This window comes from Mycolicibacterium gadium (genome assembly GCF_010728925.1).
GTDB classification, from domain to species: domain Bacteria; phylum Actinomycetota; class Actinomycetes; order Mycobacteriales; family Mycobacteriaceae; genus Mycobacterium; species Mycobacterium gadium.
The window spans coordinates 3,008,388-3,021,073 of sequence record NZ_AP022608.1 but is presented as its reverse complement, the minus strand read 5'-3'; the positions used below and the strand labels follow the sequence as shown (position 1 = coordinate 3,021,073).

Below are 12,686 nucleotides of genomic sequence, written 5' to 3'. Positions count from 1 at the left end.
TGCAGTTAGCGTTGGACGCATGAACTCGGGCTTGTCGAACACCACTTTGATCCGTGAATATCTGATGCTCGGACTGCGCTTCGATCGGGTCGAGGATGGTTACGTCGACTCCTTCACCGGGGATCCGGAGTTGCGCCGCATCGTCGCCAACGAACCGCCCCCGGAGCCCGCCGATCTCACCCTTCAGGCCGAACGTCTGCTGGCCGAACTGGACGCGGGCACCGACCTGGAGCAGAGCCGCGCCGAGTTCATCGCCGCCCACCTGCGGGCGCTGGCCTGCGCCGGCCGCAAGTTCTCGGGCCAGCACGTCGGTTTCGTCGACGAGGTCGACGCGTATTTCGACGTGCGCATCGCCAAGGGCGACCCGGAGCAGTACCGGCAGGCGCACGCCAAGCTCGATGAGGCACTGAGCGGCACCGGGTCGCTCGCCGAGCGGATGACCGCCTACCGGGCCGGTGAGGAGGTGCCGCCCGAACGCCTGGAGGAATGCATCCACGCGTTCTCCAGCGCACTTCGTGACAGGGTGCGCGCCGAGTATCCGCTGCCGGACGCCGAGACCATCACCTACGAGGTGGTCACCGACAAGCCCTGGTCGGGCTTCAACTACTACCTGGGCAACTACACCTCGACGGTGGCTGTGAACGCCGACCTCAAGCAGCAGATGTCCAATCTGCCGCGACTGGTGGCGCACGAGTCCTATCCCGGCCACCACACCGAGCACTGCCGCAAGGAATTCGGACTGGTCGAGGGTAAGGGGCAGGCCGAGCAGACGATCTTCCTCGTCAACACCCCGCAATGCCTGATGGCCGAGGGGCTGGCCGACTTGGCGCTGTACGCGGCGATAGGCCCGAACTGGGGGTCCTGGGCCGCCGAGATCTACGCCGATCTGGGCCTGAGTTTCGACGGCGATCGCGCGCAGGCCGTCTCCGAGGCGGCGGCAACGCTGGCCGACGTGCGCCAGGATGCCGCGCTGATGCTGCACGACGAGCACCGTGACGTCGACGACGTCGTCCAGTTCCTCAAGCGCTGGCTGCTGGTCAACGACGAGCGCGCCCGCCAGATGCTGCGGTTTCTGTCGTCGCCGCTGTGGCGGGCCTACACCAGCACCTACGTGGAGGGCTATCGGCTGCTGCGGGCATGGCTGGAGGCGCGACCTGCGGATGTTTCGCTGACCCAGCGGTTCGGCCGGCTGCTCGACGAGCCACTGATCCCGTCGACGCTGCGGACCGCTTGAAATCTCGCCCGACTAGGCTGAGCTGCATGACTGCAGAGTCCAATGGTCTGGGAGCCGAGTACGCCGACACCGCCAGCGAGGCCTACCGCGCCGCCCTGCGGGTGATCGAGTCCGTCGAGCCTCGAATCGCCGATGCCACCCGCAAAGAGCTTGCCGATCAACGGGATTCGCTCAAGCTGATCGCCAGCGAGAACTACGCCTCGCCCGCGGTGCTGCTGACGATGGGCACCTGGTTCTCCGACAAGTACGCCGAAGGCACCATCGGGCACCGGTTCTACGCCGCCTGCCAGAACGTCGACACCGTGGAGGCGCTGGCCGCCGAGCACGCACGCGAACTGTTCGGCGCGCCGTACGCCTACGCCCAACCGCACTCGGGTATCGACGCCAACCTGGTGGCCTACTGGGCGATCCTGGCCACTCGGGTCGAGGCTCCGGGTCTGGCCGAACTCGGCGCCAAGCACGTCAACGACCTCTCCGAAGCCGACTGGGAGACCCTGCGCGGCAAACTCGGCAACCAGCGGCTGCTGGGCATGTCGCTGGACACCGGCGGCCACCTGACCCACGGCTTCCGGCCCAACATCTCCGGCAAGATGTTCCACCAGCGCCAGTACGGCACCAACCCAGAGACGGGTTTCATCGACTACGACGCCGTCGCCGCTCTCGCCCGCGAGTTCAAGCCGTTGGTACTCGTCGCCGGCTACTCCGCCTATCCGCGGCGGGTCAACTTCGCCAAGATGCGCGAGATCGCCGACGAGGTCGGGGCGACGCTGATGGTCGACATGGCGCACTTCGCCGGCCTGGTTGCGGGCAAGGTGTTCACCGGCGACGAGGATCCGATCCCGCACGCCCACATCACCACCACGACCACGCACAAGTCGCTGCGCGGACCGCGCGGCGGACTGATCCTGGCCACCGAGGAGTACGCCCCCGCAGTCGACAAGGGCTGCCCGATGGTGCTCGGCGGACCGCTGTCGCATGTGATGGCCGCCAAGGCCGTTGCGCTGGCCGAGGCGCGCCAGCCGGCGTTCCAGACGTATGCGCAGTCCATCGCCGACAACGCGCAGGCGCTGGCCGACGGATTCACCAAACGCGACGCGGCGCTGGTCACCGGCGGCACCGACAACCACCTCGTGCTGCTCGATGTGACGTCCTTCGGGCTGACCGGACGGCAGGCGGAGTCCGCGCTGCTTGACTCCGGGATCGTGACCAACCGCAATGCGATTCCGGCCGACCCGAATGGCGCCTGGTACACCAGCGGCGTCCGGCTGGGCACACCCGCGCTGACCACCAGGGGATTCGGCGCCGACGACTTCGATCGCGTCGCCGAGCTGATCGTCGAGGTGCTGTCCAACACCGAGGCTGAGGGCACGTCAAAGGCCAAATACAAGCTGGCCGACGGCACCGCCGACCGCGTGCACGCCGCCGCCGGCGAACTGCTGGCGGCCAACCCGCTGTATCCGGGGCTCACGCTGTAAGACACGCCCCGCGCGATTTTTGGAAACCTGTGAATTCGGGTTACAGTTACTTTCATGGCACAGAGACCTGTCGCTAATGCGCTGATCCTCGAACTCGAGCCGGTCGTGCAGCGGGAGCTGCGTCGTCATATCGACTCGGAAGACCTGTGGTACGCCCACGACTACGTCCCGTTCGAGCAGGGTGAGAACTTCGCCTTCCTCGGCGGGAAGGACTGGGATCCGTCTCAGGTGACGCTGCCCAATGTGGTCACCGATGCGCTGGAGATCCTGCTGATCAACAAGGACAATCTCGCCGGCTATCACCGCGAGCTCGTCTTCAGCTTCATCCTCGAAGAGAAGTTCGGGCGCTGGATCGGCCGGTGGACCGCCGAGGAGCATCTGCACGCGATCGCGCTGCGCAACTATCTGGTCGTCACCCGTGAGATCGATCCGGCCGCCAACGAGGATGTCCGCGTCGAACACGTGATGAAGGGCTATCGCGCCGACACGTACAGCCAGGTCGAGCGCCTGGTGTTCATGGCGTTCTTCGAGCGCGAGCACGCGGTTTTCTGCCGCAACCTCGAAGCCCAGATCACCGAGCCCACGCTGAAGGCTCTCGTCGGCCGCATCGCCAAGGACGAGGAGCGCCACGAGGAGTTCTTCGCCAACCTCGTCGCGCACCTGCTGACGACCAATCGCGACGAGACCATGGACGCCATCGCCAAGCGCGCCGCCGAGCTCGACGTCGTGGGTGGCGACATCGACGCCTACGCCGACAAGGTGCAGCACATGGCCAAGGCCGGCATCTTCGGGCCCGACCAACTGCGCCAGGTCATCGCCGATCGCCTCACCGCGTGGGGTGTGGCCGACGAGCCCGCGCTCCAGCAGTTCACACAGCGCTAACCCGTAGCCACGGCGCGCCTGCGCGGCGCATATGGCGCCACGGGAGTAGCGTCGTTTTCGATGGCTAGCGACATGCTCTGCTATCCGGGCGGTACCGATCGTTTGATCACGAGAGGACCGGCCCCGGTCCTAGTACCGCAGCGTCCGCCGAACGGTTCGCGTGGGGCCGCGCGGGCTCGAGGAGCGCTACGTGACTGATTCGCCCTTGCGGACCTATGTTCTCGACACCTCAGTCCTGCTTTCGGATCCGTGGGCTTGCACCCGGTTCGCCGAGCATGACGTCGTGGTCCCGCTCGTGGTCATCAGCGAACTTGAAGCCAAGCGGCATCATCATGAGCTTGGCTGGTTCGCGCGGCAGGCACTGCGGATGTTCGACGATCTGCGACTCGAACACGGCCGGCTGGATCAGCCGATACCCGTTGGGACGCAAGGTGGAACGCTGCATGTCGAGCTCAACCACAGCGATCCGACGGTATTGCCTGCGGGATTCCGCAACGACAGCAACGATGCGCGCATCCTGACCGTCGCGGCCAACCTCGCCGCGGAGGGCAAACTGGTCACACTTGTCAGCAAGGACATCCCCCTGCGGGTGAAGGCGGGCGCGGTCGGCCTGACTGCCGACGAGTACCACGCGCAGGACGTCGTCACGTCGGGCTGGACCGGGATGGACGAGGTCGACGTCACACCCGACGAGATCGACACGCTCTTCGCCGATGGTGAAATCGACCTCGAGTCGGCACGGAACATGCCGTGCCACACCGGAATCCGGCTCCTCGGTGGTAGCTCGTCCGCGCTGGGACGGGTGAACGCCGAAAAGCGGGTGCAGTTGGTTCGTGGTGACCGCGAAGTGTTCGGCCTCCGGGGAAGGTCGGCCGAGCAACGCGTGGCACTGGATCTCCTGCTCGACGAATCGGTGGGCATCGTGTCGCTGGGCGGCAAGGCGGGCACCGGCAAGTCCGCGCTCGCGTTATGTGCAGGGCTGGAGGCGGTGCTCGAGCGCCGGACCCAACGAAAGGTCGTGGTGTTCCGGCCGTTGTATGCGGTCGGCGGACAGGATCTCGGTTACCTACCCGGCAGCGAGAGCGAGAAGATGGGCCCCTGGGCGCAGGCGGTCTTCGACACGCTCGAGGGGCTGGCCAGCCCCGCGGTGCTGGAGGAGGTGCTGTCGCGCGGCATGCTCGAAGTGCTTCCGCTGACACACATTCGCGGTCGGTCCCTGCACGACTCGTTCGTCATCGTCGACGAGGCGCAGTCGTTGGAACGCAACGTGCTGCTGACGGTGCTGTCGCGGTTGGGTGCGGGATCTCGGGTGGTGCTCACCCACGACGTCGCGCAACGCGACAATCTGCGCGTAGGCCGTCACGACGGTGTGGCCGCAGTGATCGAAAAGCTAAAGGGTCACCCGCTATTCGCCCACATCACCCTGCTTCGCAGCGAGCGTTCCCCGATCGCGGCTCTCGTCACCGAGATGCTCGAGGAAATCAGTCCGGGCGCGCTGCCCTGATCGACTAGGCGCGGCGGCGGCCCCGGACCAGGAACCAGCCTGCGGCCGCCGCACCGCTCAACGCCACGACTCGGTCCGCCCGGTCCGCCCTCGGCAGATCGAGCAGCGACACCAACCCCAGCACCGCAAAGCCTGTGCACAGTGCCGGGGTACTGGTCGCCGTCGTCACCAGAGCGGTGCTCTCGGAGACCGCGGGAGTCGGAATCGAGGCAGCTTGGTCAACGCTCACCTAGTCCTCCTGGGAAGCCTGTTCTGTCCGGCGACTTGACGCTAATTCGTCGGACGGCGCTGGGGAATAGGGTGTTTCCCTATCGTCGAGTCGTCTGGACCCCACCTATGTGGCGGCCCAGCTCCGCACGCGACCGGATGCCGAGCTTGCGGTAGATCCGGGCCAGGTTCGCCTCGACGGTCTTGGGACTGATGAACAGCGCATTGGCGACATCACGGTTCTTCATGCCCGACGCGGCGAGCTCGGCGACGCGCTGCTCAGACGGGGTCAATAGGTTGGATCCCTGCGGGCCGACGTTGGCCCGCGCCAGCTCGGCGCGCGTGCGGTTGGCCCAGAGCGGCAGGTTGTGGCGCTCGAATACCTCGAGCGCCAGCTGCAGGCTTCTCGACGCCGCCTCCTTCTTGCGCATTCGACGTTCGAGCTGGCCGAGCAGCAGCAGGGTCCGTGCCCGATCGAACGGCATGTCCACCCGCTCGTGTTCGGTCATCGCCTGCTGCGCTGCGACGTGAGCGCCGGCGAGGTCACCCGTCGCCGCGAGCATCATCGCACGGCCACGCCCCCCGACGGCCAACATCCAGGCCCGGTCGAAGGTACGGCCGTTGCGTTCCAGTGCCTCGATGAGCGGCGCGGCTTCGGCGAGCCTGCCCAACTGCACCAGGGACTCGATGGCATCGGGCAGGAACGCGGCACCGGGCAGTTCGGTCGGCGTGGACGCGGGATCGAAGCCCGACAGCAGCGGAGCGACCGCGGCGAGCGCTTCGGGGTAGTTGCCCAGCGATACCTCGAGGAATGCGAGGGTGGCAAGCAGCCGCTCTCCGAGTCGGAAAGTTCCTGTCTGCCTGCCGATCTCGAGTCCTGCTGCGATAGTGCGACGCGCTTCGGCCTCCTGGCCGGCGAACACGGCCAAGGGTGCGCGCATGCTGTGCGCCAAGAACAGTGGCGTGCCGCCGCTGAGCTGACGGGCGCGTTCCATGGCGTCTTCGGCCACCAGGTTGGCGTTGATGAAGTCGCCAGCCCATACCGAGCTCATCACGACGTGCTGTGCGATGAAGACGTATTCGCCTTCCTCACCCTTCTCCATGCAGCGCAGCCGGATCGCTTCGAGTTTCTGCCGCGCCGTCGCCAGTTCGCCGGTCCACTCCAGCAATAGTGCGTGCTGCATTCTCGGCCGGAACACCAGCGGCGTGAAGGCGTCCTCGTCCTCGAGTTCGAGCGCGCGTTGCAGGCTTGCGTCGTCGAAACCTTCGCCGGCCACGAAGTCCAACATGACCCGCATGCCCAGCGCCAGGCTGAGCAGGTGCGGCTGGCCGAGTCGCTCGGCGTCTTCGACCGCCTGCCGTGCGACATCCTTGCCCTCGCGAACCTGGTTGGCGTGCATGAGCGAGTAGGCCAGCGTGATCAGCACCTGCACGCGCAGCGGACTGTCGTCATCCGCATCGTCGAGTGCCTGTTGCAGCACGGTCGTCGCCTCGAAAAAGCCCTCGGTGTACAGGCGTACAACGGCCAAGCGGCACAACGCCTCTGCCCGCAGATCTCCCGGCGGCAGCCGACTTACGGTCTCCTGGAGCATCGTCGTCGCCCGCTCATGGTCGCCGGCGTCGAAGTGGTTCAGCGCCGAGCGGAGCCGGCGTTCCGGGGCATCACCGCCGAGGCCGATGGCCAGGTCCGTGAGTTCGGCGGCGGCCTCGGGTGCCCCGCGCGCCCGCGCCGAGTCGGCAGCCTTGTCGAGCGCGCGCAGCGTCACATCGTCGCCTCTGGTAGCGGCCAGCGCGAGATGCCTTGCGCGCAGCTCGGTCTCGTCGACGAGCTCGGCGAGCCGACGGTGCATCGCTCGGCGCGCCGCGGGACGCGCTTCGGTGTAGACGCCCCTTGCCAGCAGCGGGTGCGTGAAATGGATCCGGTTGCCGTCGATGGAGATGATGCCTTTGTCCTCGGCGATCTCGAGAAGGTCGACCAGCTGGTCACCGTCGCCGATCGTCGCCATCGCCACCATCTCGACCGTGGGCGTGGCCATGCACGACGCCGCGAGCAGCGCTTCGTGCACATCGGGGTCGAGGCTGCCGAGGCGGCTACGGACGACATCGTTGAGCGTTCGAGGTAACGATGCCACCGTGGTGCCCAGCGTCCCGTCGAGTTGAGGGAACACGAACCACATCCAATGCGACTTCTTGCGGCCGGCGCGCAGTTCCCGTACCGCCGCCTCATAATTGTCGGCGCTTCCAGGATAGTTTTGCGCGACGACGAAACGGCCGAGGTTATAGACGTCCGACATCACTTCCAACGATGCCCGACTGAGTGAATCCTGTCGACACTCTATATTCTGTGTTGCGAACGACCGGCTGCTTGAGTTGCGGTGTACGCCATAGGTACCCGGTCTATTGCGCGAAGAGTCGCTGGATCTGAAGGTGCTTGATGACCGCATCGACATGTGCACCTTGATCAACACGTGCTTTCCTCTTCGACGGGGCCGCCCCGGGCGCATGCAGGCCAGCGGGATCGATCCACCACCGAGGCAGTTAACGTCGAACGCGTCGCAAATAACGGAACACGGTGCCGGAGCTCGGCCCGCCACCCCATTTGCACGGCGTGGTGACGAGGCCCGCGCGCCGAGGGCTCAGAGAAGTGAGCCGAGCCATCACGACCTAGAACCATGTCGGCGGGAAGCTCACGTCAAGCCGCTCCGTCTGCTTATAGCCCGACCACGTCGGTACACCGCTAGGTTGGCCGCGATAGATACCGCGCGCTGCGGCGACAACTCGTTCATGCTGCGTGGGCCATTGCAGGCTTGCAGCGATCTCATTCAAGATCGCCTGGTCACGTCGCAGCACTTGATCAACGAGTCCCACCGCAGGTAGCGCGCCACTCTTGTCGCCGTTGCACCGGGCGCACGCGAGCACGAGATTGGACAGCCCGTCGATTCCCACCAGTGACCATGGCAGCACGTGATCAATTGGGTTGTTTGGCGGCAGGTGGGTGCCGCAGTAGAAGCAATGCGGGCCGAACGCATCCTTGAACGGTTCGCGCACCGCTACCAGTGCCGCGCGCTCCCGCCCGAACAGGTGCCCGGCCACATCCGGCACCTCGGCGTCGAGAAACTTGTTCATCCGGCGTACGTCCTCGACCCACATGATCTCCAACGCTGGCTTGAGCAGACCCGCAAGCCGCGCCAGCCCGGATCCCACACCCGGCTTCAGTTCGATCGCATCGCCGTGAGCGCGCAGCGTCGAGCGCGAGATCTGATCATGCAGGAAGGAATCGTCGTAGAGGAACGGGTCGCTCGTCGGAGAGCCAGGCAGTTTCTGAAGCCGATGCAGAGGTTGCTGTGCCAAGCAGAGCACGATGTCGCTGATCGCCCGGGCGTGAGCCTCGGGAGCACGCATCGCCGCGATATCAACCGACCCGCTGAAGCGGCCCGCCGCTGCGTGCAAGTCGTTTACGGCGATCAGGATCCGTGCTCGCGGCTGCGTCGACTGCCGTAACTCGCGTCCGTCAAACGGTCGCACCTGCTGCCAGTAGAGCGACAACACGCGATGCGCCAACTCCGGCAGCGGCACCCGCAGGGTGTCGTGCGGCTGCTCCGGCAGGTTCTCGATGCAGTGTTCGACCAGCGCCATCAACGTCGCCAGCTTGTACGTCGCCGTCCGCAAACCCGTCTCGAGAATCGCGACTACCCGCTGCCCGAGCAGCAACGGATCTACCACGTCATCGGACACGTTTCGCCCTCGATGTCACCGGCAGGGGGTACAACAGCACCACATCATTATTGCGAGGGGGGAGCACCGCCGTGGGCAAACTCGTACGGGACCGGATCCCGGACATCATCCGCGCGTCCGGCCGTACCCCACATGTGACGATCATGCGCCCTGACACCTATCGTCGCGCGCTGATCGACAAGCTGCGTGAAGAGGTAGCCGAGCTTGCCGCGGCGCCGACGACCGAGTCGCTAGTCGAGGAGGCGGCCGACGTCCTGGGAGTCCTCACCGCGATCGCCGTCGAGCACGGTGCCGATCTCGCTACCATCGGCGACATCGCACGAGCAAAGCGCAACGAGCGGGGCGGCTTCGATCGGCGACTCTGCCTGGACGACGTCGACCCGCTCCACACGGGGAGGTGACTGGGTGTACGACGAGCGGCTGAAGAACTACGTCCTGGCCCGCGCCGACGAAGATGCGGAGCTCAGCGAACAAGCCCGCGTCGTCATTCTCGCCGCACTGGAATCCTCCGACGATCTCTCCGAAGTCCTCGGCGGTGGCACCACCCGCCGCGAACTCGTCGACCTTCTGACCGCGCCTGTCGACGAGCCCACCGAGCCGACCGGCGCCTACCTCACCGAGATCACCGTCGAGGGCTTCCGTGGCATCGGCCCCAGAGTCGCATTGCCGTTGAAGCCCGGACCAGGATTGACCGTCGTCGCCGGGCGCAACGGCTCCGGCAAGTCGACCCTCGCCGAGGGCCTGGAGCTCGCCCTCACCGGCACCAATTCGCGCTGGAGGAACAAGCCCAGCATCTGGTCCCAGGACTGGCGCAACCTCCACGCCGGCGCCAAGTCGGAAATCCGGGTCGGCCTCGCCGAGGAAGGCGCCGGAACCACGGCCATCGGCGTCGACTGGCCGCCCGGCGACGACATCGACGTCGACGACGCCAAGCGGTGGGTGCAACGCAAAGGCAAGAAGCAAGAGGACTTCTCGGTGCTCGGCTGGGACAGCGCGCTCGAGATGTATCGCCCGCTGATGAGCTACGACGAGTTGAGCGGCATCCTCGAAGGCAGCCCCAGCGCCTTCTACGACCAGCTCTTCAAGCTGCTCGGCCTCGAACAGCTCACCGAGGCGGTGGCACGTCTCGACGCCGAGGTCAAGCAATTGCGTCAACCCGCGGGCGAACTGCGAAAGGTACGCGACGCGCTGAAGCCCATCTTGGAGTCGCACGAAGATCCCCGCGCTGCAACCGCTTTGGCGCAGATCCGCAAAAGCAAGCCGAACCTCGACATCGTGCGACCGTTGATCACCGAGGGCACCACTGCTGCTGTCCCGCAGGCCTGGTTGCGCGCTGAGCGTCTCACCCTTCCAGAGTCCGAGGACATCGCGCTCAAATGTGGCGCGCTGCGATCCGCCGCCGACAGTCAGCGCCAGGAGACGGAGCGCTCCGACGCGCTCGCCGCTGACCGCGCCCAGCTGCTCGAAATGGGGCTCGACTTCCATGAGCACTTCGGCGACCAGAAGTGCCCGGTCTGCGGTCATGGAACGCTCGACGCGAACTGGGCCGTCGCCGCTCGCGCCGCCCTGGAACAGGAGCAGCAGGCGGCGCAGGATCTGACCGCCGCGCGAGCCGCGACCGACCAAGCCCGATCCGCGGTGATGGCCGCGGTGCGAGAGGTGCCGGCTCCGCCGACGACCGACCCCGACCTTACGACTCTCGACGCCGCCCGCGTCGCCTACGACGCATTCGTCAAACTGCCGGACGGCGACGCCGCTCTCGCCGACCATGCGACCGACACATTCGAGGCACTGCGCCAGGCGTATGCGAACCTGCGTCAACAGGCCGTCACCTTGATCCAATCCCGCGCTGACGCATGGCAACCCGTGGCGTTGGACCTTGCCGAGTGGGTCGGCAAGGCCGAGAAGGTCGCCGAAGCCGAACCTCGGCTCGCTGTCGCCGATGAGGCGCTCAAATGGTTGCAGAAAAACGCCGGGGTGCTGCGCAATGAACGCATCGCCCCGTTGGCCGACCAGGCGAAGGGTATTTGGGCGGCGCTGCGGCAAGAGAGCAACGTTGACCTCGGCGAGATTCGGCTCGAAGGCCAAAAGACTACGCGCCGTGTCGTTTTGAAGGCGGACGTTGACGGCTCGGATACTGACGCGTTCGGGGTGATGAGTCAGGGCGAGTTGCAGGCGCTGTCGCTGGCGATCTTCATCCCGCGCGCCACCTCGCCGGCGAGTCCGTTCCGGTTCCTCGTACTCGACGATCCGATCCAGGCGATGGACCCGTCGAAGATCGACGGTTTTCTCCAGGTGCTCAACCGACTAGCGGAGCACCGTCAAGTCATCGTTTTCACCCATGACGACCGCCTGCCGTCGGCTATTCGGTTGTCACGATCACCGGCCAGGATCGTGGAGCTCGTCCGCGGCGCGAATTCCGTTGTCACCGTGATGGAGTCGACGCGGCCCGCTGACCGACTGCTTGAGGACGCGTTTGCGATCGCGGCTGACGACGCCGTTCCTGACGACATCAAGAAGAAGGCCGTTCCGCTGTTGTGCCGAGAAGCGTTGGAGGTTACCGCGTGGGACGTCTTCTCGTCGCGGCAGTTCGTCGCGGGCAGCTCTCGTGCCGAACTCGAAGACATATGGAACGGCGCTACGACGACGCGGCAGCGCGTCGGGTTGGCCGTCGATCCGACCAACAGCACCGCGATCGACAAATGGTTGGACGGCGGGTCTGCCCGCCGCGCCACGATGATGGTGGCCACCAAAGGTGCTCATGCCGGGGTGAAGGACTACCTCGAAGCCGTCAAGCAGGCCCGCCTGGCTGTGGATGATCTTGGACGGCTGGCCTCATGACCGCCCGTGCCGCTCTACTCGACCACGCTGATCGGCTGCTGGACGGTGAATATGGACTAGGCGCGCGCGGGCCTCGTATCGCTGCGTTGCTCGCGCGTTCGGTGCTTGAGGACTGGCTCGACGAACAGAACGCCTCATGGGTGAAGCAGACATACCCGTATCCGACGACCAGATCGAAACTTGTTGCTCTGGGAGCGCTTAAAGGCACCGCGTTAGGCGAACAGGCCAAGCGCGCGTGGCACGGATTGAGTCTTGCGGTGCACCGCCATGCTTACGAACTACAGCCTTCCGTCGCTGAGATTCGACATCTCGTCGGCGTGGCGCGGTACCTGGAGGAGCAGTGATGTTCGGCGGAATCAAACAGTTGTTTAGCAGAACGGAAACGGAGGAGAGGGTCGAGAAAGCTCGAGTCCCCTGCGCTTCGTTCAGACGGACAAGGAGATACGGGATACGACGGTGATCGCATACGTCGATAACTCGCCTCGCGCAGCCGTCCAAGAATCCCGCGACCACGTTCTGCCGCTCGCCAGAGGCCCTCTCAAGAGAAACAACCAGAAACTGGTGCGTTGGTGGGTCGAAGACAAGAGCGGGAACATTCTCGAATCGCAAGACGAGTTCGATCCACCTGCGCGGCCCTCGACGAGAGCGCACGGAGTCTTTGAGGTACGTGGAGGCTGAAGGCGTAGACAGCCGCCGCATTCCAGCGTAGACGCGCTAACTTTTGAACCGGAGCAGAGTTCTCAATATTCAACCGAAGCTGTCATTTGTCCGCCCTTCACCGGGTTAGCTTGAAGGTGGCGCCATCGGA

The 12,686-nt window shown here is 65.6% G+C and carries 10 protein-coding genes; 7 read left to right on the top strand and 3 right to left on the bottom strand.

From position 1 onward, the window contains the following. Nucleotides 1-19 precede the first annotated feature (19 nt). From G6N36_RS14775 to G6N36_RS14760, 4 genes are all read left to right on the top strand, one after another. Nucleotides 20-1,234, top strand: coding sequence for a DUF885 domain-containing protein (locus G6N36_RS14775; RefSeq protein ID WP_179964791.1), 1,215 nt, complete (start codon nt 20-22; stop codon nt 1,232-1,234). A gap of 26 nt (nt 1,235-1,260) precedes the next feature. After that, nucleotides 1,261-2,709, top strand: a complete 1,449-nt coding sequence (locus G6N36_RS14770) for a glycine hydroxymethyltransferase (RefSeq protein ID WP_083126748.1) — start codon at nt 1,261-1,263, stop codon at nt 2,707-2,709. 54 nt (nt 2,710-2,763) lie between these two features. Next, nucleotides 2,764-3,591, top strand: a complete 828-nt coding sequence (locus G6N36_RS14765) for an acyl-ACP desaturase (protein ID WP_163687137.1) — start codon at nt 2,764-2,766, stop codon at nt 3,589-3,591. Nucleotides 3,592-3,781: 190 nt separating this feature from the next. Then, on the top strand, nt 3,782-5,095 hold the full coding sequence (locus tag G6N36_RS14760; RefSeq protein WP_083126816.1) for an RNA 5'-3' helicase PhoH2: 1,314 nt from the start codon (nt 3,782-3,784) through the stop codon (nt 5,093-5,095). Nucleotides 5,096-5,099: 4 nt separating this feature from the next. Here G6N36_RS14760 and G6N36_RS14755 read toward each other — a convergent pair whose 3' ends face one another. From G6N36_RS14755 to G6N36_RS14745, 3 genes are all read right to left on the bottom strand, one after another. Continuing rightward, nucleotides 5,100-5,324: a hypothetical protein gene (locus G6N36_RS14755; RefSeq protein WP_235690056.1), complete on the bottom strand. Its 225-nt coding sequence runs from the start codon at nt 5,322-5,324 to the stop codon at nt 5,100-5,102. A gap of 79 nt (nt 5,325-5,403) precedes the next feature. Continuing rightward, nucleotides 5,404-7,596, bottom strand: coding sequence for a DUF1810 family protein (locus tag G6N36_RS14750; protein ID WP_163687136.1), 2,193 nt, complete (start codon nt 7,594-7,596; stop codon nt 5,404-5,406). 370 nt (nt 7,597-7,966) lie between these two features. Then, complete coding sequence (locus G6N36_RS14745; RefSeq protein WP_163687135.1) at nt 7,967-9,037, bottom strand: HNH endonuclease; 1,071 nt, start codon at nt 9,035-9,037, stop codon at nt 7,967-7,969. 71 nt (nt 9,038-9,108) lie between these two features. Here G6N36_RS14745 and G6N36_RS14740 point away from each other — a divergent pair, with 71 nt between their 5' ends. The 3 genes from G6N36_RS14740 to G6N36_RS14730 are packed head-to-tail and all read left to right on the top strand — an operon-like array spanning nt 9,109 to nt 12,222. Further along, nucleotides 9,109-9,438, top strand: a complete 330-nt coding sequence (locus G6N36_RS14740; RefSeq protein ID WP_163687134.1) for a nucleoside triphosphate pyrophosphohydrolase — start codon at nt 9,109-9,111, stop codon at nt 9,436-9,438. A 4-nt stretch (nt 9,439-9,442) separates the two neighbouring features. After that, entirely contained in the window at nt 9,443-11,878 is a 2,436-nt protein-coding gene (locus tag G6N36_RS14735; RefSeq protein ID WP_163687133.1) for an AAA family ATPase, read from the top strand. Further along, nucleotides 11,875-12,222: a hypothetical protein gene (locus G6N36_RS14730; protein WP_163687132.1), complete on the top strand. Its 348-nt coding sequence runs from the start codon at nt 11,875-11,877 to the stop codon at nt 12,220-12,222. The genes G6N36_RS14735 and G6N36_RS14730 overlap by 4 nt, the downstream gene beginning before the upstream one ends. Nucleotides 12,223-12,686: the final 464 nt, after the last annotated feature.

Bases quoted from the DNA above. Each gene is read 5' to 3' on its own strand.
- G6N36_RS14775 (WP_179964791.1), top strand. From the start codon at position 20: ATGAACTCGGGCTTGTCGAACACCACTTTGATCCGTGAATATCTGATG.
- G6N36_RS14730 (WP_163687132.1), top strand. From the start codon at position 11,875: ATGACCGCCCGTGCCGCTCTACTCGACCACGCTGATCGGCTGCTGGAC.
- G6N36_RS14750 (WP_163687136.1), bottom strand. From the start codon at position 7,596: ATGTCGGACGTCTATAACCTCGGCCGTTTCGTCGTCGCGCAAAACTAT.
- G6N36_RS14770 (WP_083126748.1), top strand. From the start codon at position 1,261: ATGACTGCAGAGTCCAATGGTCTGGGAGCCGAGTACGCCGACACCGCC.
- G6N36_RS14765 (WP_163687137.1), top strand. From the start codon at position 2,764: ATGGCACAGAGACCTGTCGCTAATGCGCTGATCCTCGAACTCGAGCCG.